Source organism: Erwinia mallotivora (genome assembly GCF_000590885.1).
Classification (GTDB): domain Bacteria; phylum Pseudomonadota; class Gammaproteobacteria; order Enterobacterales; family Enterobacteriaceae; genus Erwinia; species Erwinia mallotivora.
Genome location: NZ_JFHN01000046.1, coordinates 19364 through 41865, shown reverse-complemented (window position 1 = coordinate 41865; position 22502 = coordinate 19364). Strand labels below are relative to the sequence as shown.

Here is a 22502-nt window from a genome sequence, read left to right as displayed (position 1 = left end):
GCGGCCAGTCAGATCGGGCACGCTTTCGGTGCCGCATCTGACTCGATCTGCATCAGCGTCAACATGCTGTTGGCAATCTCCCGCTCGCCCATGACCACCTGGTCGGCACCCCGGGCGGTGATGTAGTCCACCTCATCGTCATAATGAGCGCGGGCGATGATATCGATGGTCGGACGTTTCTCTCTGGCTGCGGTGACAATCTCTCCGGCTTCGTAGCCATTCGGAATGGTCAACAGCAGCCAGCGGGCGCAGTCAAGCCGCGCCAGCTCCATCGTTTCAGCGCGCGCGGCATTGCCAAGCACCGCACTGATACCCTGTTCCCTCAATGCTTCCACCCTTGAGCGGCTGTTTTCCACCACCACGATGTCAATGCCGCTCTCCATTAACTTTCGTCCCAGCATACTGCCGACACGGCCAAAACCGACCACCACGGCATGGTGACAGATATCCACCGGGATCTGCTTTTCCTCCTCTGCTTCCAGTTCAGGCTGTTGTTCGTCGGTAACGGCCGTCCTGTCGGCATAGCGCTGCAACAGAGCAAACAGGACAGGATTCAGCATGATTGACAGGATTGCCCCGGCCAGCACCAGGTTACGCCCTTCTTCTGACAGCAGATTAAGTGAAATGCCAAGCCCGGCCAGGATAAAGGCGAACTCCCCAATCTGCGCCAGACTGACAGAGATAGTCAGCGCTGTGCGCCGCGAGTGGCCAAACAGGCGCACCAGCAGCAGCGCTGCCAGAGATTTACCCAACATAATAATTGCCAGCACACCGGCGACGGCCAGCGGCTCATTCAGCAGGATCATTGGATCAAACAACATACCCACGGAGACAAAGAACAGAACCGCGAAGGCATCGCGTAGTGGCAGGGTGTCATGCGCGGCACGGTGGCTGAGTTCGGATTCATTCAGCACCATGCCGGCGAAGAAGGCTCCGAGGGCGAAAGAGACATCAAACAATTCAACCGCGCCAAAGGCGATCCCCAGCGCCAGCGCCAGCACGGCAAGGGTAAACAGCTCACGGGAGCCGGTCGCGGCGCTGCGGGCAAGGATCCAGGGAACGGCCCGGCGGCCGACAACCATCATCAGCACCATAAAGGCCACGACTTTGCCGATGGTGATCAGCAAATCAATCAGGATGTTGCTGAAGGTGGCACTGCCTTCTTCAAACATCCCGGCGATAGCAGGCAGCAGAACCAGAGCCAGTACCATGACCAGATCTTCCACAATCAGCCAGCCGATGGCAATCTGGCCGTTTTTGCTGTCGATCAGCTGACGCTCTTCCAGTGCGCGCAGCAGCACCACGGTGCTGGCGGTGGACAGACACAGGCCAAACACCAGCCCGGTCAGCCAGGACCAGCCCATAGCCCAGGAAAGCGCCATTCCCAACAGTGTGGCAACGGCAATTTGCGCAATTGCACCGGGAATGGCGATCGCTTTCACGGCCATTAAATCTTTCAGTGAGAAATGCAGACCCACGCCAAACATCAGCAAAATAACGCCCAGTTCGGCCAGCTCCGGAGCCAGATTAGTATCGGCGACAAAGCCTGGCGTAAACGGCCCGGCCAGCACCCCCGCCAGTAAATAACCCACCAGCGGAGAGATGCGCAGCTTGTTCGCCAGCATCCCCAGCAGGAAGGCCAGAACCAGCCCGCCGACAATGGTGGTAATGAGTGGGGTGGTGTGATGCATATCTCTCTCCCTGGTACGGTAAATGTGTCCGGATGTAATAATTAATTGTATGGCATAACGCCGCCGGTCGCGTGTAAGGATTGGTAAAGATGGCAAAAAAAACAGAACTTCATGCAGAGATGAACTGTGATGTGTATTTTCAGCGGTTATCTGTTTGAGGATTTGATTTATTGCAGAAATAATACGGCATGGATATCAGTAATCCATGCCGCTGTGGCTTATTTCGTGTGGTTGTCAGGCAGGAATAGGGTGAGAATGCCAAGAAGTGGCAGGTAAGCACAGATTTGGTAGACATAATTGATGCTGGTGTGGTCAGCGACAACACCCAGCACTGCTGCGCCGAGGCCGCCCATGCCAAAAGCAAAACCAAAGAACAATCCCGAGATCATACCTATACGGCCAGGCATCAGCTCCTGGGCGTAGACCAGGATGGCCGAAAACGCTGAGGCAAGGATAAAGCCAATAATTACTGAAAGTACCCCGGTCCACATCAGAGAGGCATGTGGCAGCAGCAGAGTAAAAGGGGCGACACCAAGAATTGACACCCAGATCACCCGCCTGCGTCCCACTTTATCTCCCACCGGGCCGCCGATAATGGTGCCTGCTGCCACAGCAAACAGAAATGCAAACAGGTGGAATTGTGCATTCTGCACCGACAGGCCGAATTTATGCATCAGATAGAAGGTGTAATAGCTGCTCAGGCTGGTGAGATAGAAATACTTAGAGAAGATCAGCAGCAGCAGGATGGCGACGGCAAAAGCGACTTTACCGCGTGGCAGGGTGTTTTTTTCCGGAGTGGACTGGCTGGCTTTTGCTACCCGGTGCCGGGCCTGATACCAGCGGCTGACCTGTAACAGCAGCACAATAGCCAGTAGCGCGGCCAGAATGAACCAGGCGACGTTGCCGCGTCCATAGGGGGCAATGATCAGTGCCGCCAGCAGTGGGCCGAGAGAGCTGCCAAAGTTACCGCCAACCTGAAAAAGTGACTGCGCCAGACCATGACGACCACCTGAGGCCATTCTGGCTACGCGTGAAGACTCAGGGTGAAACACCGAGGAGCCAGTGCCAACCAGCGCAGCCGCCACCAGAATGGTGTAAAAATTACCGGCCATTGCCAGCAGAGCCAGCCCACACAGGGTAAAGGTCATGCCAATCGGTAAAGACCAGGGCTGGGGATGTTTATCGGTATAATAGCCAATTAGTGGTTGTAATAACGAAGCCGTGACCTGAAACGTCAGGGTAATCAATCCTATCTGTACAAAACTGAGAGAGAATTCACCCTGCAACAAAGGATAGATGGCGAGGATCAGCGACTGCAACATGTCATTAAGCAGATGTGCCACGCTGATCGCGCCCAGAATGCTGAAAACCGTACGTTGTGCCGCAACCGGGGAGGAGGGATAAATCTGTTCACTTGCCATTAAGTTAACCTGCCGTTAATTTTGATTATCACTTTACGCTAATAGTTTTTGACGTTTTTTAACAAGGAAAAGATGATGTCGGTTATGAAAAAAAATGCGCTGGCCCTGCTGGCGTTGACCATTTTCACCACGCCGCTGGCTGCACAGGCCTGGGTTAAAGATAAGGTGTATAAATTTACCGTACTGCACACCAACGATCACCACGGGCGCTTCTGGCAAAACGATCGTGACGAATATGGCCTGGCGGCGCAAAAAACCATGATGGACAAAATCCGTTATGACGTTCAGGCACATGGCGGCGCGGTGCTGGTTCTCTCCGGAGGCGATATTAATACTGGTGTGCCGGAGTCTGATCTGCAAGACGCAGAACCGGATTTTCGCGGGATGAATCTGGTGGGTTACGATGCGATGGCAATCGGTAACCACGAGTTTGACAATCCTTTATCCGTACTTCGCCAGCAGCAAAAGTGGGCTAAATTCCCGCTGCTTTCAGCCAATATTTACCAGAAAAGTACCGGTAAAAGGCTGTTTCAGCCTTATGCATTATTTACCCGCATGGGGCTGAAAATTGCCGTAATCGGTCTGACGACTGATGACACGGCAAAAATTGGCAATCCGGAATACTTCACTGATATGGAATTTCGTAAGCCCGCGACGGAGGCCAAAGCGGTAGTCGAACAGCTCCGTGCTAAGGATAAGCCGGATGTGGTCATCGCCGTCACGCACATGGGGCATTATGACAATGGCCATCACGGTTCAAATGCGCCGGGAGATGTGGAGATGGCGCGTGAACTGCCCGCTGGCTATCTGGATATGATTGTCGGCGGCCACTCTCAGGACCCGGTCTGTATGGCACAGGAAAACGTCAAACAGGTGAATTATGTGCCCGGTACGCCCTGCAAACCGGACCGTCAGAATGGAACCTGGATTGTTCAGGCTCACGAATGGGGCAAATATATTGGTCGGGCTGATTTTACCTTTACTAACGGCAAGCTGACGCTGGAACATTACGAACTGGTGCCGATTAATCTGCGGCATAAAGTCACCAATGCGGATGGCAGCAGCAGCCTGGTGAACTACACCGAAGAGATAGCCAAAAATCCGGCGATGCTGAAATTACTGACACCTTTTCAGAAAAAGGGCGAAGCGCAGCTGGGCGTGAAGATCGGTAGCGTCAACGGGGATTTGCATGGTGAGCGAAATAAGGTGCGTTTCGAGCAGACCAACCTGGCGCGAATGATTCTGATGGCGCAGATTGAACGGACCAGTGCCGATTTTGCAGTAATGAGTGGTGGCGGGGTGCGCGATTCGGTAATGACCGGGCCCATTACCTATAAAGATGTGCTGAAGGTACAGCCGTTTGGCAATACGCTGACTTATGTCGATATGAAAGGCAGTGAAGTGGAAAAATATCTGGCGGTGGTTGCCAACATCAGCGTTGACTCAGGTGGCTATGCGCAGTTTGCCCGCGTCAGTCTGGTGGCTGATGGCAAAGGGGTCAGTGATGTCAGAATCAACGGTGAGCCACTCCAGGCCGACAAAACATACCGCATGGCGACGTTGAGTTTTAATGCCACCGGCGGTGACGGCTATCCGCCGGTTAATCACCTGCCTGGCTACGTCAACACCGGATTTGTTGATGCGGAAGTGCTCAAGCAGTATATCCAGAAGCATTCACCGCTGGATGCAGCGGCTTATGCGCCAAAAGGTGAGATTGTTTATAAATAATTAAATACAGGGGTGGTTTTCTTTCAATGCGATTGAAAACCACCGGTTTCTAACCTTATTAAAACCCTTCTGCAAAACGGTACGTAAAACGACGGATATCAAACCGCAATGCAAGCATCCCTGTATTCCGCCAGCGGCGGGATACAAAGGCCTTCTACCTGAGAATGTCAGCGGCGTTAGTTGCACTGACAATGACGCGAGGATTGTTGATACCTGCCCAGGGGGCTGAAACAAAAGCGCCCGGATGAATATGCTTCGTTGGTGGACCACTACATCAGGGATATTTCAAAGCGGGCGCTGGGCCGAAAGCTGAAGCTGTCACAGGGCATAATCCGCATAAAGTTTCAGATGGCTGAGGGATTTATTGACGGATGTTTGTCGATGCTGGAAGTTGAGCTGAAGATGGATCACTCATTCTGACAAATGTGGCCCACAAAAGGGCCACACTAATAACTATGGTAAAAAGAGGGCGAGAATTGCAGAAAAAATAAAAAATACAGTAGCTGTAATCCACAGATAAGAATAAATTCTCATCCATGTTTGTACTTTAATAGCTGCATCATCGAAGAATGAGTATGCAGGATCATCATTCTTCATAAAAAAAATTTTGTTTTTATTGGATAGTTTTATAAAAAAACGTATCACAGTAAAAGCGCCGAAGAAACCAAGCATGTGATGAAATGAACTTGGAGCAGGAAACCTGAAGCTTTTCTTGTAAAGCGATATCAGGTCATAATAATTTTGTCTTTTGACAGCATAAATTATGAAAGATAGAAATATCATTGCACAGCCAGAGAGTGCAAAAAATAGCCCCATTGCAGCTATGTTTTTATAAGTTATCATAAAAATCTATAAATTTATCGACTAAAGTTTCAAGCCCCGAGCCTCCCAGGTAACCACCTGCGATGCCACCAACAGTTGCGCAGGCAATGCCCCCCACACCAGCAGTGACTATACCTATTCCTGTACAGACGCTTAGTGCGGCTGCACTACCATATGCACCCCCCACAATGCCCCCAGCAGTTCCGGCAGCAAAGGTTGAATACTTCCTGAAAGCTATTTTTCCACATTCACCTTCGCGCCCTGTCGTACAGGCATTGGCTACTTCATTTGTGGTGCCTAAAAATGAAAAACCTATCCCAATAAAGCCCCCGCCTTTAAGGAAACGAGCCGCCCTTGCTGCATTACCCACATACCAGGAATAACCGGGAATGCCTCCCAGCCCTGCCGTTGACCACTCATACACAATGAATTTACTCGACAGGTTTAACGCCCGCTTCAGATTCTCATACTGCTTGAATTTCACAACATAACGCGCAAGTGATTTTAAAAGCGGCTTGTTGACCAGCTCCTTTAACTGATTCAGCAGCCGATTACGCTCAACAAAAAACTGCTGACCAATCAGCGTTCCCTGAGTGCGGAACTGATTCTGATAGCTGACCTCAATTTTTTTCAGGGTCTGCTCAATGGCTCTGAAATATTTCTCACCGGCATCGCCTGCGATGCTGAAAATCTTATCTCCGGCACCGGTCAGCGCGGCAATCAGCCCGTAATGCTTCTGCATAAAACTGGCGTCGTCGCTACTAACGCCGGTAAAGGCCCGGTTGGTCTTGTTCTTCGCCTGCCTGAGCGAATGCAGCATATGCATAGTAAGCTGAGTGGGTGTGTCCGGGTCAGCCACAATCAGAATCTGTCCGGGCTTCAGATACGGCGTATCCGCATTGAGTTGCATAAACAGGCTGACAGCAGGGGAACGCATATCCCTGAACAGTTCCCGCGCCTGATAATCCAGCGTACCGGGCCTTTCCACCACACAATATCCGGGGGCTATGTTACGCGCCATGCTTCCGTGCTCCGTTCGTTATTAATTAACGTTGGTGATTGCCGTCAATGGCAGTACCAGAGGTGTCGAAAAAAACTGCGGTGAATATAAACAATCCGGCTGCGTTACGCAAAAAGTGTTGTCACTCAGCCGCGAAATGCGAAATGCGAGATCGAAGAAAACCATGCTGATGCAAAATTCAGGAAGTTCACACGTTAATTTAAAGCGTTACAGAGGGGGTAAAGATCCCCTCTGGTATGTAAAGCCAAAATCAAAGATCGGCATATTCAAGAATATCCTCTCCCATCAGGGCGCAGTCCGCTTCAGGATAGTAAGTAAAGCGCATTCGGTACTTACCTTTGTAGATATACCCCCAGGTTTCCAGTACATCAAATTTCTGGGAATTATTCTGAGGGTTATTTAATCTATTTAGTGGGGTAACTTTTTCCTCAATTAATATGCGGTCGTCGTTATCACGATAAAATGATAAAAGCTTTTTGGCATCTTTAAGTGTATTTTCCTTGCATGTCATTGAAGACTTTTCAGCAGCCCCAAAAGAATTAAAGGCAGTAATCATCAAAGCGGCGGCAACAATATTTTTTAATTTAAGCATCATGAAATACCCATCTCTTTTTTTATGCGGTCCAGTGCCTGTTTTCTCATAACAAGGCCGTTATAACCACCGTTAACGATGTAGGTTACTGAGTGTAAATCATCCCTGTCAGCGTGAGGGTTAATGTTCCGTCTGCGCCAGAATTCACATGCAGTTCTGACGGCAATATGCTTTTGTCAGTTCTATTGGCTCCGGGGCGATACAAAGAATCGTAGCCCCGGCCATTTCAATGGCACCCATAATTAGCTCAATACTGCCTCAGAGGCGATTACGCATGCGGTCAGATTGCTGAGGTTGTCTTTGTTAAAAAATAAATTTAAAGCTTTGTTATTTAACGGAGTTAATGGCGGTCAGGCAGCGGCGCTTCACGGCACCAGTAGCCTTCACCTGCGTTAAACCTGTATGCCGCCATCTGAGCTTTGTTGCCAGACGGCACTATTCTGAAGAGTGATGAACACGCTGGCTGTCACCATTTTTATGGCGGATAAATCTGCCGCGCAGCGTGTCATACAACCAGTTGTAGCCGATGGTATAAGGCAGAAAAAACAGAAAAAAAGCCACTTCAACCATAAATGCATGCCACAACGTGATATCCAGCATTCTGGCAGCAATCGGTAAACCGATACAGATAAAACCGCCTTCAAATCCCAGGGCATGAGTAATGCGCAGCGGCCAGCCACGACGGGCGTCTGCTGGTTGGAAAATCCGGTCAAAGGCGGCGTTGTAGATCACGTTCCAGCCCATTGCCACAGTTGACAACATAATGGCTAACGCCCCCATCTGAAAAAGAGGTTTTCCCATAATATATGCCGCCAGAGGTGCCACTAATAAAATGGCTAACACCTCGAAGCCCACTGCGTGACAGATGCGTTCTTTGATTGTCCGGGTATACATATCGACTCCTTAACTGAATCCGCGACTATTTTCTGGCGGTTATCTGCTAAGGTAAAATGAGGTTCTATCTAAAAAAGCGATACATCTGTGCGATATTCACCGGAATCATTGTTAGCATTTGTGCAGACCGTGGAGAGTGGGTCTTTCTCTGCCGCCGCACGGGTGCTGCGTAAAAGTCAGTCCACGGTCAGTACCGCCGTGGCAAATCTGGAAACTGACCTCGGTTTTACCCTGTTCAGCCGTGATTCCCGGCTGCCTGTGCTGACAGAAAATGGTCGTCGGGCACTGGTGCAGGTCAGGGAGATCCTCGCCGCCAGCGCGCAGTTGGATGAGCTGGCCGTCAGACTGGCAGAGGAGTCAGAACCCTGCCTCAGCCTGGTGATGTCTGATTTCTGGCAGGCTGATTATCATGAGTCTCTGCTGAAACGTTTTGCCGTACGCTATCCGGAAATTGAGTTTGATTGCATGATTGCCGAGGACAACGATGTCATTGACCTGCTGCTGGCGGGCAGAGCACATGTTGGCATCATCCGCGCGCAACCTGACTATCCGCCAGATATCGTCAGTTCCCGCTTGCAGGTGGAAGCACAAATGGCGTTGTACCTGCGCTATGATCACCCTCTGGCACAACAGCAACAGGTCAGCGAGACCAGTCTTAAACGGGTGCGACAACTCTGTCTGAATACCTGGGTAGAAAATGCGCGTTACCAGCCTGGTAAAGGGGGCTGGTCAGCCCCGTCCTACTTACTTTTGCTGGAAATGGCAGAGCAGGGATTTGGCTGGAGTATTCTGCCGCGCTGGCTGGTGCAGCAGTTCGGACATCAACTGCTGTGCGAACTGCCCGTTAAGGGCTGGCCGCAGCGGATTTCGGTCGACGCCGTCTGGTCACGTCGTACTCCACCCGGACCGGCCGGTCGCTGGATGATCGACCAGCTGCTGGCGCAAAAAGCCGATGAGCCGTGACCTGATGGCGCTCAATACAGTGTAGCGTTGCTGTTAATCCCGTCTGGCGATATCACTGAATGAGGCGTTTACCTGCTGCGCCAGCGCTTCAGCGGCCAGTTCAATCTCCAGCCCGCGTTTACCGCCGGAGACAAAAATGGTCGGGAAACTCAGTGCAGAGCGATCGATCACCGTCGGCAGACGTTTTTTCTGACCCAGCGGGCTGATGCCGCCCAGCAAATAACCGGTGGTTCGTTGGGCAATCTGCGGACTGGCCATTTCAACCTTTTTCACTGCGAATGCTTTTGCTACCTGTTTCAGGTCCAACTGTCCGGCAACAGGTGTGACGGCAACAGCCAGCGTTTTATTGTCACCGTTGAGGGCCACCAGCAGCGTTTTATAGACCTGGCTGGCATCCTGATTCAGCTGTGTTACTGCCTCATCGCCAAAATGCGTTTCGTTGCTGTCATGCTCATAGGAGTGCAGACGAAAACTGACTTTATGTTTTTCCAGAAGTTTTACTGCTGGCGTCATCAAAACCACCCCATTGATAATTAACCTGATAAACAGAGTCTTTGTTGTTGAAAAAAAGTACTGGCGAAAATCCAGGCTTTACGCGACAATCTGCTACCGCCAGCAACCTGATTGCTGGTGGCTAACTAAAATCATTAAAAATTTCTCTTTGACAGGCCGATATTCATATTGGCCTTTTTTTTCAGGTTTTTTTCAGCATCTCCGGCAAATTGCCGTCACCGTAGAGATGTAATGCACCCACGGCCACGACATACTTTCCTGGCGGTAAACACTGCAATATCTGGCACCAGCGCTGATTGCGCTGCAACATCAGTATGTCGTTCAGTCCTGCATTAAAGGTGGCAGGCAGAGCGCTTTGCGGGCGGGATGGGGGACTTTCCAGCCACCAGCCGATCATCATTTGCAGCAGGCGGGCATTGGTGTGCCAGTGTGTCAGCGTATCTTCCAGCAGCGAACGGCCATTATCCGGCAACGCTTTCAGCAGCGCCAGCTGGGTTTCCGCACCCTCCAGCTCAATCACTTTTTTTTGCTGCGAACGGGCGGCTTTCAACAGCTGGTAATCGATACCACAACCGGCATCCAGTCCGAGTCTCTGCGCCTGCTGTGCCTGAAGCATCAGCGCTATCTGCCAGGCAGGCAGCAGGTCGATTCCTTCACGCTCAATCATCACTTCGTTACAGCAGCGGTTCAGGGTCTCCAGCTGTGAGGTGGTAAGACGTTCTGTCAGCGGTGGGCACTGTTGGCGCTCACTGAATGGCGACGCGCCTGTAGCGATATCTGCTTCAACAATCAGCGCATCTGCCTGTTCCAGCTTTAAAAGCAGGCCGCGGGGCAGCGGCACCATGTTTTGCGTACCCATGTGAATACTGCCCACCAGATGCAGCCGCCTTTGCCCGAGGGTGATATCCACTGCCGGCCAGCTGTAGCCTGTCGCAAAGAATTTTTGCCACAGAAAAGCGACCCTACGCCATAGTTTTGCCATACTTTCCGCCTTAGCCGTTGTCGCACTATGCTAACGCGTTAACGGAGTGAGGACCAGGCCGCAGCCGTTGGCTGGCATTACTTATCAGACGGTGGCTGGTAGCGAATCAGTCGGTTAGCGTTGCTGACAACAGTAACTGATGACAGGGCCATCGCCGCCCCCGCCACCACCGGACTCAGTAGCGTACCGGTCAGTGGGTAAAGCACCCCGGCAGCAATCGGAATACCACAGGCGTTATAGATAAATGCCCCCAGCAGATTCTGTTTCATATTCCTCAGTGTGGCTTTGGCGATGGCCAGACCATCTGCCAGCGCCGTCAGATCGTTGCGCATCAGCGTCATACCGGCGGTTTCAATTGCCACATCGCTGCCGCCACCCATGGCAATACCCACATCAGCCTGGGCCAGCGCCGGGGCATCATTGATGCCATCACCCGTCATCGCCACCTGATGGCCCTGCTGTTGCAGAGTGCGAATCGCCTCTGCTTTACCTTCTGGCAATACGCCAGCAATGACCTTATCCAGTCCGGCCTCATCTGCAATCGCTCTGGCGGTAAGCTCGTTATCACCGGTCAGCATCACCAGTTGATAACCCCGCAGCCTGAGACGTTTCAGCGTTGATACCGTGTCGGCCCTTAACGGATCGCGTACTGAAAACATGGCTTTTATTTCACCATCAGCGGCAAACAGAACCGGGGTAATCCCTTGCGCAGACTGCGTAGCTATCTGCGCTTTGGCCGCTGTGATGTCAATCTGCTGCTGTAACAGCAGCGTGCTGTTTCCCAGCCACAGTGCGGTGCCGTCTGCCTTGCCGCTGACACCCAGTCCACGCAGGGTACGAAACTCGGTTATTTCCGTCAGGGGCTGGTCGGCGGCGCGATTGAGGATAGCGCGGGCCAGTGGATGCTGTGAACCCTGCTCCAGCGCGGCAGCCCAGCTCAGCGCCTGCTGTTCGGTGGTGCCGTTGTAGAGTGATATATCCACCACTCTGGGTGTGCCTTCGGTCAGCGTTCCGGTTTTATCAAACACCAGCATCGAAACAGTACTGGCTTTTTGCAGGGCATCGGCGTCGCGGACCAGCACGCCGGCCTCAGCAGCGCGTCCAACCCCGGCGATAATGGACATCGGGGTCGCCAGACCCAGCGCACAGGGACAGGCAATAATTAATACCGTGGTGGCGATGACCAGCATATAAACCATCTGTGGTGCCGGGCCAGTGAAATACCAGACGGCGGCGCTGAGCAGGGCAATCGCCACCACGGCAGGCACAAAAATGGCTGAAATCTGGTCTGCCAGTTGGCCTGTTCGGGGTTTGCTGCTTTGAGCCTGACGAACAAGCGTAATAATGCGCGACAGCGTGGTATTTTTTCCCACGGCGCGGGCAGTGAACAACACGCTGCCATCCTGCATAACGGTGCCTGCATGAACATTGTCACCGGCAGATTTATGCAGCGGCTGTGCTTCGCCAGTTAACATTGCTTCATCAAGCCAGGCTTCACCCTGCGTGATAATGCCATCTACCGGCACTCTGTCGCCGGTTGTCAGGCGCAATGTCATTCCTGGCTGCACTTCGCTCAGGTCGGTAATTTTATCTCCGTCCGCTGTCACCACGCAGGCCGTCGGCGGTGTCAGGTCAAGTAAGCGTTCCAGTGCCTGTGAGGAGCGCTGGCGAGCACGCTGTTCCAGCATATGACCCAGGTTAATCAGCCCGATAATCATGGCGGAGGCTTCGTAATAAAGATGGCGGGATTCTGGCGGGAATGCCCCAGGCCACAGATTAACGGTAATGGAAAAGAGCCATGCGGCTGAGGTCCCCAGCGCCACCAGTGTGTCCATGGTGGATGTGCCTTTCAGCAGGCTGCGCCAGGCACTGCGATAAAAATGTCCCCCTGCGACCACCATCACCAGCAGGGTCAACAGGCCCACTACCAGCCAGCCGTGGCGATTACTGTCAGTCAGCATCATGTGGTCGCCTGCCATACCCCAGATCATCAGTGGGATACCCAGCGCCAGTGCCAGCGTCGCCTGCCAGCGGAACCGGCGGATGGCGTTATCCGCCGTCTGCTGCTGTTTTTCCCGGCGCTGACGCTCATCTCCGATAATTTCTGCCTGATAGCCAGCGTTTTGCACCGCCTGAATCAATGCGGAGGGGGAGGGCGCACCCAGCACCAGAGCACTGCGTTCAGCCAGATTGACGCGTGCCTGGCTGACCCCGGACACCTTATGCAGTGCCTGCTCTACCCGACTGACACAGCTTGCGCAGCTCATGCCATCAATCAACAGATGAAAACTCTCACTCTCCTGTGCCGGAAGCTGATTAATAGCCGCTGTCAGCGCTTCCGGCTGAGGTTCTGATACTGTCAGCGGATCAGGCTTTGGGTGTGAAGCGTCCTGTGCCGGGACGGCGTGGTATCCGGCCTGTTCAACGGTGGCGATCAGATCTTGCTGACTGGCTGCACCGCTGATACGGGCTTCAGTGGTGGTGACTTCGGCCTGCTCAACGTCGCCACGCTGTTCCAGCGCCTCTTTCACCCGTTTTACACAGTGGCCGCAGGATAACCCCTCCAGCATCAGTACCGTAGTCTGTGTCATGGTAAAACTCCTTGCATTCAGGTTTGACCCCAGCGGGGTTTTGGAATAGTTATGGAGCTTAAACCCTCCTTTGAGGGGAAGGTCAAGGAGATAAAATGAATATCAGCGATGTGGCTCGTAAAACCGGGCTGACTGCCAAAGCTATCCGGTTTTATGAGCAAAAAGGGCTGGTTACCCCACCTTTACGCAGCGAAAATGGCTATCGCAGTTACACGGCAAAGCATCTTGAAGAACTAACATTATTACGCCAGGCCCGCCAGGTTGGATTCAACCTGGAAGAGTGCCGGGAAATGGTTTTACTGTTTAACAATCCCCGGCGTCACAGTGCCGATGTTAAAGTCCGTACGCTGAAAAAAGTGGCGGAGATTGAGGCGCACATCCAGGAGCTGACACTGATGCGCCAGCGTTTGCTGGCGCTGGCTGAGAGTTGCCCCGGCGATGAAAGCGCTGACTGCCCGATAATTAATCAGCTGTCAGGATGCGGTAATGATAAAAACTGCGTTTGAGGCCGTTTATATCGTTGAAGGCTGGCCCTGCTATTGTCATCTGCCGGCCGCCCGACGGCTCAGGGGGCGGGACTATATTCTGCAAACCGGATTATCTGTAGGGTGATACCTTCCACCGCCACCACGACCACCTGCGTACCCGCCGGATAATCCTCCGCTGCCTGCACCCGCCAGCTGCTGTCGCCAATTTTTACATGGCCAAACCCGTCAACCAGGGGTTGATCCAGTGTCAGTCTGCGGCCTGTTAACTGACCGCCACGCTGATTAAGGAAAGAATCAGGCTGTTTACGCTGACGGCTCTTCAGCCAGTAATACCAGCCCAGGGCGGAAAGGACGGTCAGAATGGCAAAGCTGATGCTTTGCCATTCCCATGACAACGGCACCAGCCACACCAGCAGGCTGACCAGCAGGGCTGCCATGCCGCTCCACAACAGATATCCACTGGTGCCCAGCATCTCTGCTACCAGTAGCAGACCGCCGATGGCAAGCCAGAGTAACCAGGGATTTGCGAATAATTCAGCCATCAGCGTTGCCGATCTTTTTTGGTTTCGCTCAGCAGTTCTGATATCCCGGCGATGGAGCCCATCAGGCTGCTGGCATCCAGTGGCATCAACACCATTTTACTGTTATTCGCCGTACCGATATGTTGCAGGGCATCGGTATATTTCTGAGCCACGAAGTAGTTAATGGCCTGAATATCGCCAGCGGCAATGGCCTCTGAAACCATTTTCGTGGCGGCGGCTTCAGCTTCGGCACTACGTTCCCGTGCTTCGGCCTGTAAAAATGCGGACTGTCGTTCCCCTTCAGCTTTAAGGATTTGTGCCTGTTTTTCTCCTTCCGCACGGAGAATCGCCGCCTGACGCACGCCCTCAGCTTCAAGAATATCGGCGCGCTTGGTGCGTTCAGCCTTCATCTGCGCATTCATTGATGCAGTGAGTTCGGCTGGTGGTCGCACATCGCGAATTTCGATACGGGTAATTTTCACGCCCCAGGGATTGGTCGCTTCATCAACAATTCGCAGCAGTCGGGTGTTGATGTTGTCACGCTGCGACAGCATTTCATCCAGCTCCATTGAGCCCAGTACGGTGCGCATATTGGTCATGGTGAGATTGACAATCGCCAGTTCCAGATTGCTTACCTCATAGGCGGCCCTGGCTGGATCCACCACCTGAATAAAACAGACGGCGTCAATGGTGACACTGGCGTTGTCCTTCGAGATGATCTCCTGAGACGGTATATCCAGCACCTGTTCCATCATGCTGATCCTGCGCCCCACGCGGTCCATAAAGGGCACCAGCAGATTCAGACCCGGCTGCAACGTTTTGGTATAACGGCCAAAACGTTCCACCGTCCACTGATAGCCCTGGGGAACAATTTTAATGCCTGACCAGACAAGGATTAGCGCCAGGATGATAATAACGGGTATGACAGTGAGCATATAACCTCCGGATTGTTGATATTACAGGCCGAATAACTCCCTTCGGCCGTTTGCTACCTATTTTTATTGGCGGGTAGCATGGCTGCTGCCATCCGCTGGGGCAGACAGAGCCTAATAGAGCAGAGAGTAAAGCTGTCGACGATATTTAGCGGCCAGTGCATCTCCGGTACCCAGCGCGGCGAGAATTTCCTGGAGCATTTTACGCGCCTGACCTTCCGCAGCACTCAGATCTTTTTTCAGAAAGCCGAACAGCAGTTCCAGCGCTTCCTCATTACGGCCAACCTGGTGCAGTTGCAATGCCAGCTTTGTCGCCAGTTCAGCGTTTTCAGGCTCCGCTAAAATCTGTTGCTGGAGCAGCTGGATTTCTGGCGTATCAGCCGCCTGCTTCAGCAGATCAATCTGCGCGATCAACCCCTGATAACGGGTATCTTTATCCTGTAAGGGCACCACATCCAGTACGGCCTGCGCCTCATCGCTGCGGTTAAGCGCAATCAGGGCTTCGGCCAGCAGAAAGCCCATCTCGCTGTTCTGCCTGCTTAACTGCCATGCCTCTTTCAACAGCGGCAGTGCTTCCAGCACTTTGCCTTCGTCCATCAGTTGCATCCCCTGACGGGCTTTCAGCTCTTCTTCTTTAGGCAGAACTTTGTGCAAAAGTGTACGAATGGCTTCTTCCGGCTGCGGCCCCTGAAAACCATCCACCGGCTGACCGTTCTGGAACAGATAGACGGTGGGAATTGAGCGCAGACCAAACTGTTGAGCTACCGCAGGTTCAGCATCGCAGTCCAGTTCCGCCAGGATAAACTGACCGGCATATTCCTGCGCCAGCCTTTCCAGCACCGGCGTCAGCTCCTGACAGTGCTGGCTGCGACCTGACCAGAAATAAAACAGCACCGGAACCTGCATCGACTGTTCCAGCGTCTGATGCAGATTGCTCTCGTTGATGGTGATGATGGCAGCTTGTGATGACATGGATTGGTCTCTTATACAGGGTTTCTTACTCTATTGGGGCAGCGGTCCGTGCTTCAAGGTTTATTCGCGTTATCTGCTTATTTACCGCGCAAAATGCGATCCATTATCCAGCCGGGAAGTAAGCGGCGCAAAAAAGTCATGGCATGAGCGACCAGCGTCACGGGATAACGTAAACGTGCTTTTTTGCTCTCCAGCGCATGACGTAGTTTAGGCAAAATTGCCTCGGGGGGGAGTGAAAAGCGGGCAGCGATGCCGGGATTTTTTACCGGTTTGTCCCGGTGTGCCTGATGCACATTGTTGGTGAAGCGAGTTTCAATCGGGCCGGGTTCAATCAGGCTGACCTGAACGCCGCTGCCATACAGCTCCATGCGCAGGGCATCCGACCATGCTTCCAGCGCGTATTTGCTGGCGGCATAGGTTCCTCTGCCTGGGGTGGAAATCAGTCCAAGCACCGAGCTGGTATTAATAATCCGCGCATTACCGCTGGCCCGCAGAGCGGGAAGTAGCAGGGTGGTCAACTGATGGGTGCCAAACAGGTTAGTGGCAAATTGCTGCTCCATTTGTTTCCGGGTAATGGATTCCAGCGGGCCGTAAACGCCATAGCCGCCGTTGTTGAACAAGGCAAACAGCTGATTGTTACTGAGTTCAAGGATCTGCCGGGCAGCACGCGTCACGCTGTCGGCATCGTTAAGATCCAGCTCAATGCCGGTAAATCCCAGTTGATTCATGCGCTCCACGTCCTGAGGTTTACGGCAGGCGGCGAAGATATGGTAACCGCGCCGTAGCAAATCACTGGCGGCAACCAGCCCGATGCCGCTGGAACATCCGGTTATAACGACTATTTTTTGCATAACTTTACCTGTTGGTTTCCTGCAAAGCGGAGGACTCATGCTTAACTAGTGGAGCCAGTGTTTTTGCCATCAGTTCAGCAATAAATGGCTGGGCGTCGGCAGCAGGGTGAATGCCATCCGGCTGCATCCATTCGGGCTTGAGATAGACCTGTTCCATAAAAAAGGGCACCAAAGGAACGCTAAGCTCCTGAGCCAGTTTCGGGTAAATACCACTGAAGGATTCGGTGTATCGTCGCCCATAGTTGGCCGGCAAACGGATTTGCATCAGCAGCGGTTGGGCGTTGGCCGCTTTTACCTGGTTAATGATTTTACTAAGATCCTGCGCGATATTTTGCGGCGGAAAACCGCGTAATCCATCATTGCCCCCCAGTTCAATCAGTACCCAGCGCGGCTGATGTTGTTTCAGCAGGGCAGGCAGGCGAGCCAGTCCCTGAGTGGCAGTGTCGCCACTTATGCTACCGTTAATCACAGCGGGCGATTTTTGCCATTTATCATTGAGTAATGCTGGCCACGCGGCGCTGGCCGACATCCGGTAACCGGCGCTGAGGCTGTCGCCCAGCACCAGTAACGTATCTGCTGCGGCTGCACGCAGCGTCATCAGTAACATTAAAATCAGGAAAGGGTAATGCCAGCGGAAAACATTGTGGAAGTTCATCGTCTTAGTAAGTCCGTCGGTCAGGGTGAGCATCAGCTTTCCATCCTTACCGGAGTTGAGCTGGTTGTCAAACGGGCGGAAACCCTTGCCCTGATTGGTGAGTCCGGTTCCGGCAAATCGACCCTGCTGGGCATTCTGGCGGGCCTGGATGATGGTAGTGATGGTGAAGTATTTCTGCTTGGCTCGCCGTTACACCAGATGAATGAGGAGCAGCGGGCTGAACTGCGGGCGAAAAATATCGGCTTCGTTTTTCAGTCGTTTATGCTGGTCCCCACACTCAACGCGCTGGAAAACGTGCAGCTTCCCGCACTACTGCGTGGAGAGAGTGACCGCCAGAGCCGTGAGCAGGCCCGTAATCTGCTGGAACAGCTCGGGCTGGCAGAACGTCTGACGCACCTGCCTTCGCAGCTTTCTGGCGGTGAGCAACAACGCGTTGCCCTTGCAAGAGCATTCAATGGTCGTCCTGCACTGCTGTTTGCCGATGAGCCGACCGGTAATCTGGACAGAAAAACCGGCGATCGCATTGCCGATCTGCTGTTTTCCCTCAACCGCGATTTTGCCACCACGCTGATTCTGGTCACCCATGATGAACAGCTGGCGGCACGCTGCGATCGCCGACTGCGGGTCCGCGATGGCAAGCTGTGGGAGGAAGCATGATCTGGCGTTGGTTCTGGCGTGAATGGAAATCACCTTCGCTGCTGATCGTCTGGCTGGCGCTGACCCTGGCGGTCGCCTGTGTACTGGCGCTGGGATCGCTCAGTGACAGGATGGAAAAAGGGCTGACTCAGCAAAGCCGGGACTTTATGGCCGGTGACCGGACGTTGCAGAGCCCGCGTGAAGTGCCACAGGAGTGGCTGGACGAAGCACGTAACAGCGGATTGCAGGTAGGTCGCCAGCTGACATTCATGACCATGACCTGGGCCGGAGAGACACCGCAGCTGGCTGCGGTTAAAGCGGTAGATAATGTCTATCCGATGTTTGGCACCCTGACAACCCGTCCGGCGGGACTGAAACCGGCTGAAGGGACCGTTCTGGCGGCACCGCGCCTGCTGTCATTGCTTAACCTGAAAGCAGGCAACAATCTTGATGTGGGCGATACAACCTTGCGTATTGCTGGCGAGGTGATTCAGGAGCCGGACGCCGGGTTTAATCCTTTCCAGACCGCGCCCCGGTTGTTGATTAATCTGGCGGATGTGGCAAAAACCGGCGCGATCCAGCCTGGTAGTCGCATTACCTGGCGCTATAAGTTTGGCGGTACGGCAGAGCAGTTATCACATTATGACCGCTTTATCGACTCGCACATCAGCGCGGATCAGCGCTGGATAAGTACTGATAATTCAGACGATGCGTTGGGCAAATCCATGCAGCGTGCCCGGCAGTTTCTGCTGCTTTCAGCACTGCTGACCCTGATGCTGGCTGTTGCAGCGGTGACCGTCGCGATGAGTCACTACTGCCGTAGCCGCTACGATCTGGTGGCGGTGCTGAAAACGCTGGGGGCGAATCGTGCTGCTTTACGCAAGCTAATTTTGGGCCAGTGGCTGGCGGTGCTGCTGCTGGCTGTGGTGTCAGGCGGCATAATCGGACAGGTATTTGAATGGCTTTTGTTAAGGATGTTGCAGCCTGTGCTGCCTGGTCAACTGCCTGCCGCCAGCGCGTGGCCGTGGCTCTGGGCGACAGGCTCTTTGTTTGTCATCTCGCTGCTGGTCGGATTACGGCCTTATCGCTTACTGCTGGCGACTCAGCCATTGCGCGTACTGCGACGGGATGTGGTCGCCAGGCTCTGGCCGCTGAAATATTATCTTCCGGTGATGGCACTGATCGTGGTCGGGCTGCTGGCGTTGCTGGTGGGCGGCAGTAAGCTGCTCTGGGCGTTAGTCGGCGGGATTGTGCTGCTATCACTATTGCTGGCTGGCATCGGCTGGCTGGCACTGATGCTGCTGAAACGCATCAGTGTACGTAACCTGGCATTCAGGCTGGCTGTAAACCGCCTGCTTCGTCAGCCCTGGACCACCCTGAGTCAACTGGCGGCATTCTCCCTCTCTTTTATGTTGCTGGCGCTACTGTTAGTAATGCGTGGCGATCTGCTGGATCGCTGGCAGCAGCAGCTTCCTCCGGGAAGTCCGAATTACTTTTTGCTGAATCTGACTCAGGATCAGGTGCCGCAGGTGAAAGCCTTTCTCCAGCAGCAGCGAATTGAGCCACAAACCTTCTACCCGATAATCAGGGCGCGACTGACGGAGATTAAGGGTAAGCCCGCCGATCCTGCGCTGGATAATTCACTTAACCGTGAACTGAACCTTACCTGGCAGGCCGCATTGCCAGATCACAATCCGTTGACTGCCGGTAGCTGGCCGCCGCAGAAAGGTGAAGTATCAATGGAGGCGGCGCTGGCTGAGCGGCTTGGCGTTAAACCGGGCGATAAGCTGACTTTTACCGGCGATACACAGACGTTTTCGGCCACCATCACCAGCCTGCGCAAAGTTGACTGGGAAAGCCTCAAGCCCAATTTCTTTTTTATCTTCCCGCCGGGGGCGCTTGATGACCAGCCACAGACCTGGCTGACCAGCTTTCGTCTTGATGATAACAATGCGCTGCTGGCGCAACTGAATCGCCAGTTTCCAACGCTCAGCCTGCTTGATGTTGGCAGCATTTTGCGACAAATAGGCCAGGTGCTGGCTCAGGTCAGTCAGGCACTGGAGATTATGGTGGTGCTGGTGACTGCCTGTGGTGTGCTGCTGTTAATGGCGCAGGTACAGGTCGGAATGCGTCAGCGCCGGCAGGAACTGATCGTCTGGCGCACGCTGGGCGCGGGTAAAAAACTGCTGCGTGGCACGCTGTGGTATGAGTTTGCTCTGCTGGGGCTGGTGTCAGGCATTGCTGCTGCCATTGGCGCAGAAGCGGCTTTATGGGGATTGCAGCGCAAAGTGTTTGATTTTCCCTGGCAGCCGGATGTGATGTTATGGCTGACGCTGCCCTTAACCGGAGCGCTGTTACTGTCGCTCTGCGGGGGCTGGCTGGGTATCCGGTTACTGAAAGGGAAAGCGTTGTTCAGGAATTATCACGCAGAGTAGCTTCATCGCGTCCCTCACCAGTTCGTGAGGGACGCGCAGGCTTTTTAAACCGGGCCTTGAGTCAGTGAAACTGTGCCACGAAGGCGATTTGAGTGTTTTATCAATCCAGGCGGGCATCCTGTAGTTTTTCGACCGCCCAGCCAATACCACTGGCATACTCTTCCGGCAGTTGAGGTAGCAGGGCATGAAGCGTGTCCTGCAATGCGTCCGTACTGACATCTGACAGGTTCAGGTGGCCAACTTTACGCCCCGGACGGACCTCTTTTTCATACCAGTGCAGATGGACCAGCGGCAGGCTCAGCCAGTCGCGGTTGACCGCTGTGCCAATCAGATTAACCATCACCGAAGGCGTGCTGACCACCGGCTGCGGCAGCGGTAAATTCAGAATGGCCCGCAGGTGCAGTTCAAACTGGCTGATGGATGCGCCATTTTGCGTCCAGTGGCCGCTGTTGTGTACACGGGGAGCCAGCTCATTGATCAGCAAACCTTCCGGAACCACGAAGCACTCCATCGCCATCACGCCGACATAGTTCAGTTCGTTCATAATGGCTGAAAGCATGGTTTCAGCCTGCCGTTGCTGAGTCTTGTCCGGATGGGGAAATGCCACGCTGGTGCGCAGAATGCCTTCCTGGTGCAGATTATGAGTCAGCGGATAAAACACCGTGTCGCCATTATGTCCACGGGCACCCACCAGCGACACCTCAGCGGAAAAATTGATCCCCTGCTCGACGATGCATTCACCGTAGCACTCGGCTGGCAGTGAGCTGGTGCCATCTTTGCGCAGACGCCACTGGCCGCGTCCGTCGTAGCCGCCAGTACGGCGTTTGACGATAGCCAGTTCACCCAGCGTGGCGAATACCTGTGACCATTCACTGTTGTCCGCCAGCAACTGCCAGGGCGCGGTGGGTAAGCCCAGTTGATCCAGCAACTGTTTTTGCGTCAGACGATCGGCAAGACGAGGAAAAATATCGCGGTTAACAAAGGCGTTGTGATCGGCCAGTTCACGGGTCAGGGCGGTTTCCGGCCAGCGTTCGATCTCTGCGGTGATCACGCTTTGCTGGATCGGTAGGGCTTCGGGTTCGGCATCCAGCCCGACCGGATGGACAGTGATACCCAGCGGCTCCCCTGCCTGGCGCAGCATCCTGCCCAACTGTCCGTTACCTAATACGCAAACCGGCTTCATGCTTCCTCCTGCGGATCCGGATTGTTCAGCACTTCATCCGTCTGCTTTTGCCGCCAGCCGTCGAGGCGGGAGGCCAGTTGATTGTCATGCAGTGCCAGAATTTGTGCTGCCAGCAGCGCGGCGTTGGCGGCGCCCGCTTTGCCAATTGCCAGCGTCCCGACCGGAATACCGCGAGGCATCTGCACAATGGAGTAGAGACTGTCGACACCGCTCAGCGCTGCACTCTGAACCGGCACGCCCAGCACCGGCACCAGCGTCTTCGCCGCCAGCATGCCCGGCAGATGTGCTGCGCCACCCGCGCCTGCAATGATCACCTGAAAACCGTTTTCAGCTGCCTGTTCGGCAAAACTGAACAGTTTGTCCGGCGTGCGGTGTGCTGAAACCACTTCACAATGAAAAGGCACGGCCAGGCTGGTGAGAATGTCGGCGGCAAATTGCATGGTTGCCCAGTCACTTTTGGAACCCATAACAATGGCAATACGGGCCGGTGCAGCATTGGAAGACATGCGGGTGAGACTCCTGTGATTGTACAAACGTCATCTTCAGGTCGGTTACGCCATCAGATGGGAAGGGCAGAGAGAATACCATGACTGCACGGTGAGGAAAACGGT

Annotated in this window: 21 protein-coding genes; 6 read left to right on the top strand and 15 right to left on the bottom strand. The window is 53.8% G+C overall.

The features are described 5' to 3' along the window. Nucleotides 1-8 precede the first annotated feature (8 nt). Together ybaL and BG55_RS10980 are read right to left on the bottom strand one after the other, a co-directional pair. Complete coding sequence (gene ybaL / locus BG55_RS10985) at nt 9-1691, bottom strand: YbaL family putative K(+) efflux transporter (protein ID WP_034937526.1); 1683 nt, start codon at nt 1689-1691, stop codon at nt 9-11. 218 nt (nt 1692-1909) lie between these two features. Continuing rightward, complete coding sequence (locus BG55_RS10980) at nt 1910-3112, bottom strand: MFS transporter (protein ID WP_034937525.1); 1203 nt, start codon at nt 3110-3112, stop codon at nt 1910-1912. Between the two features lie 84 nt (nt 3113-3196). Here BG55_RS10980 and ushA point away from each other — a divergent pair, with 84 nt between their 5' ends. After that, a complete protein-coding gene (ushA, locus tag BG55_RS10975) occupies nt 3197-4840 on the top strand; it encodes a bifunctional UDP-sugar hydrolase/5'-nucleotidase UshA (protein ID WP_420889618.1) in 1644 nt (547 codons plus the stop codon). 261 nt (nt 4841-5101) lie between these two features. Beyond that, nucleotides 5102-5260, top strand: a complete 159-nt coding sequence (locus tag BG55_RS23240) for an antiterminator Q family protein (RefSeq protein WP_235192749.1) — start codon at nt 5102-5104, stop codon at nt 5258-5260. Nucleotides 5261-5669: 409 nt separating this feature from the next. Here BG55_RS23240 and BG55_RS10960 read toward each other — a convergent pair whose 3' ends face one another. The 3 genes from BG55_RS10960 to BG55_RS10950 all read right to left on the bottom strand — a co-directional run bounded on the left by BG55_RS10960 (nt 5670) and on the right by BG55_RS10950 (nt 8169). After that, on the bottom strand, nt 5670-6683 hold the full coding sequence (locus BG55_RS10960) for a membrane protein (RefSeq protein ID WP_034937518.1): 1014 nt from the start codon (nt 6681-6683) through the stop codon (nt 5670-5672). Nucleotides 6684-6933: 250 nt separating this feature from the next. Beyond that, complete coding sequence (locus BG55_RS10955; protein ID WP_052018793.1) at nt 6934-7278, bottom strand: hypothetical protein; 345 nt, start codon at nt 7276-7278, stop codon at nt 6934-6936. A gap of 432 nt (nt 7279-7710) precedes the next feature. Continuing rightward, nucleotides 7711-8169 carry a multidrug/biocide efflux PACE transporter gene (locus BG55_RS10950; protein WP_034937516.1) on the bottom strand — a complete coding sequence of 153 codons (459 nt, stop codon included), beginning with the start codon at nt 8167-8169 and terminating at the stop codon, nt 7711-7713. Nucleotides 8170-8256: 87 nt separating this feature from the next. On the opposite strand from BG55_RS10950, the gene BG55_RS10945 reads away from it, so the two are divergent. Next, the gene (locus BG55_RS10945; protein ID WP_034937515.1) at nt 8257-9132 is read left to right on the top strand and encodes a LysR family transcriptional regulator; all 876 of its coding nucleotides are present in this window, start codon (nt 8257-8259) and stop codon (nt 9130-9132) included. 33 nt (nt 9133-9165) lie between these two features. On the opposite strand, the gene ybaK is transcribed toward BG55_RS10945, so the two are convergent. The 3 genes from ybaK to copA form a co-directional block, all read right to left on the bottom strand. Further along, nucleotides 9166-9645 (bottom strand): Cys-tRNA(Pro)/Cys-tRNA(Cys) deacylase YbaK, encoded by a 480-nt coding sequence (gene ybaK, locus BG55_RS10940; RefSeq protein WP_034937513.1) that lies wholly within the window; start codon nt 9643-9645, stop codon nt 9166-9168. A 181-nt stretch (nt 9646-9826) separates the two neighbouring features. Further along, nucleotides 9827-10627 carry a TraB/GumN family protein gene (locus tag BG55_RS10935; protein WP_034937512.1) on the bottom strand — a complete coding sequence of 267 codons (801 nt, stop codon included), beginning with the start codon at nt 10625-10627 and terminating at the stop codon, nt 9827-9829. A 77-nt stretch (nt 10628-10704) separates the two neighbouring features. Beyond that, nucleotides 10705-13218, bottom strand: coding sequence for a copper-exporting P-type ATPase CopA (gene copA, locus BG55_RS10930; RefSeq protein ID WP_034937510.1), 2514 nt, complete (start codon nt 13216-13218; stop codon nt 10705-10707). 95 nt (nt 13219-13313) lie between these two features. On the opposite strand from copA, the gene cueR reads away from it, so the two are divergent. Further along, on the top strand, nt 13314-13724 hold the full coding sequence (gene cueR, locus BG55_RS10925; RefSeq protein WP_034937509.1) for a Cu(I)-responsive transcriptional regulator: 411 nt from the start codon (nt 13314-13316) through the stop codon (nt 13722-13724). A 59-nt stretch (nt 13725-13783) separates the two neighbouring features. Here the strand turns inward: cueR and BG55_RS10920 are convergent, their stop codons facing one another. The 5 genes from BG55_RS10920 to tesA form a co-directional block, all read right to left on the bottom strand. Next, nucleotides 13784-14248, bottom strand: coding sequence for an NfeD family protein (locus BG55_RS10920; protein ID WP_420842908.1), 465 nt, complete (start codon nt 14246-14248; stop codon nt 13784-13786). Further along, nucleotides 14248-15162 (bottom strand): SPFH domain-containing protein, encoded by a 915-nt coding sequence (locus BG55_RS10915; RefSeq protein ID WP_034937504.1) that lies wholly within the window; start codon nt 15160-15162, stop codon nt 14248-14250. Before BG55_RS10915 ends, BG55_RS10920 begins: the two co-directional genes overlap by 1 nt. Nucleotides 15163-15273: 111 nt before the next feature. Then, nucleotides 15274-16131, bottom strand: a complete 858-nt coding sequence (locus BG55_RS10910; RefSeq protein ID WP_034937501.1) for a co-chaperone YbbN — start codon at nt 16129-16131, stop codon at nt 15274-15276. A 77-nt stretch (nt 16132-16208) separates the two neighbouring features. Next, entirely contained in the window at nt 16209-16982 is a 774-nt protein-coding gene (locus BG55_RS10905) for an SDR family oxidoreductase (protein ID WP_034937499.1), read from the bottom strand. 4 nt (nt 16983-16986) lie between these two features. Beyond that, nucleotides 16987-17637, bottom strand: coding sequence for a multifunctional acyl-CoA thioesterase I/protease I/lysophospholipase L1 (gene tesA, locus BG55_RS10900; RefSeq protein WP_034937547.1), 651 nt, complete (start codon nt 17635-17637; stop codon nt 16987-16989). Between tesA and ybbA the strand changes: the two genes are divergently transcribed. Both ybbA and ybbP read left to right on the top strand, forming a co-directional pair. Continuing rightward, complete coding sequence (gene ybbA, locus BG55_RS10895) at nt 17608-18294, top strand: putative ABC transporter ATP-binding protein YbbA (protein ID WP_034937496.1); 687 nt, start codon at nt 17608-17610, stop codon at nt 18292-18294. The two genes, tesA and ybbA, sit on opposite strands and share 30 nt — an antisense overlap. Then, a complete protein-coding gene (gene ybbP / locus BG55_RS10890) occupies nt 18291-20708 on the top strand; it encodes a putative ABC transporter permease subunit YbbP (protein ID WP_034937494.1) in 2418 nt (805 codons plus the stop codon). Before ybbA ends, ybbP begins: the two co-directional genes overlap by 4 nt. Nucleotides 20709-20808: 100 nt before the next feature. On the opposite strand, the gene purK is transcribed toward ybbP, so the two are convergent. Next, nucleotides 20809-21891 (bottom strand): 5-(carboxyamino)imidazole ribonucleotide synthase, encoded by a 1083-nt coding sequence (purK, locus tag BG55_RS10885; protein WP_034937491.1) that lies wholly within the window; start codon nt 21889-21891, stop codon nt 20809-20811. Then, entirely contained in the window at nt 21888-22397 is a 510-nt protein-coding gene (gene purE, locus BG55_RS10880) for a 5-(carboxyamino)imidazole ribonucleotide mutase (RefSeq protein WP_034937489.1), read from the bottom strand. Before purE ends, purK begins: the two co-directional genes overlap by 4 nt. Nucleotides 22398-22502: the final 105 nt, after the last annotated feature.

Coding starts and splice junctions, on each gene's coding strand:
- ybaL (WP_034937526.1), bottom strand. CDS start 1,691: ATGCATCACACCACCCCACTCATTACCACCATTGTCGGCGGGCTGGTT.
- BG55_RS10980 (WP_034937525.1), bottom strand. CDS start 3,112: ATGGCAAGTGAACAGATTTATCCCTCCTCCCCGGTTGCGGCACAACGT.
- ushA (WP_420889618.1), top strand. CDS start 3,197: ATGAAAAAAAATGCGCTGGCCCTGCTGGCGTTGACCATTTTCACCACG.
- BG55_RS10960 (WP_034937518.1), bottom strand. CDS start 6,683: ATGGCGCGTAACATAGCCCCCGGATATTGTGTGGTGGAAAGGCCCGGT.
- BG55_RS10955 (WP_052018793.1), bottom strand. CDS start 7,278: ATGATGCTTAAATTAAAAAATATTGTTGCCGCCGCTTTGATGATTACT.
- BG55_RS10950 (WP_034937516.1), bottom strand. CDS start 8,169: ATGTATACCCGGACAATCAAAGAACGCATCTGTCACGCAGTGGGCTTC.
- ybaK (WP_034937513.1), bottom strand. CDS start 9,645: ATGACGCCAGCAGTAAAACTTCTGGAAAAACATAAAGTCAGTTTTCGT.
- BG55_RS10935 (WP_034937512.1), bottom strand. CDS start 10,627: ATGGCAAAACTATGGCGTAGGGTCGCTTTTCTGTGGCAAAAATTCTTT.
- copA (WP_034937510.1), bottom strand. CDS start 13,218: ATGACACAGACTACGGTACTGATGCTGGAGGGGTTATCCTGCGGCCAC.
- cueR (WP_034937509.1), top strand. CDS start 13,314: ATGAATATCAGCGATGTGGCTCGTAAAACCGGGCTGACTGCCAAAGCT.
- BG55_RS10920 (WP_420842908.1), bottom strand. CDS start 14,248: ATGGCTGAATTATTCGCAAATCCCTGGTTACTCTGGCTTGCCATCGGC.
- BG55_RS10915 (WP_034937504.1), bottom strand. CDS start 15,162: ATGCTCACTGTCATACCCGTTATTATCATCCTGGCGCTAATCCTTGTC.
- BG55_RS10910 (WP_034937501.1), bottom strand. CDS start 16,131: ATGTCATCACAAGCTGCCATCATCACCATCAACGAGAGCAATCTGCAT.
- BG55_RS10905 (WP_034937499.1), bottom strand. CDS start 16,982: ATGCAAAAAATAGTCGTTATAACCGGATGTTCCAGCGGCATCGGGCTG.
- ybbA (WP_034937496.1), top strand. CDS start 17,608: ATGCCAGCGGAAAACATTGTGGAAGTTCATCGTCTTAGTAAGTCCGTC.
- tesA (WP_034937547.1), bottom strand. CDS start 17,637: ATGAACTTCCACAATGTTTTCCGCTGGCATTACCCTTTCCTGATTTTA.
- ybbP (WP_034937494.1), top strand. CDS start 18,291: ATGATCTGGCGTTGGTTCTGGCGTGAATGGAAATCACCTTCGCTGCTG.
- purK (WP_034937491.1), bottom strand. CDS start 21,891: ATGAAGCCGGTTTGCGTATTAGGTAACGGACAGTTGGGCAGGATGCTG.
- purE (WP_034937489.1), bottom strand. CDS start 22,397: ATGTCTTCCAATGCTGCACCGGCCCGTATTGCCATTGTTATGGGTTCC.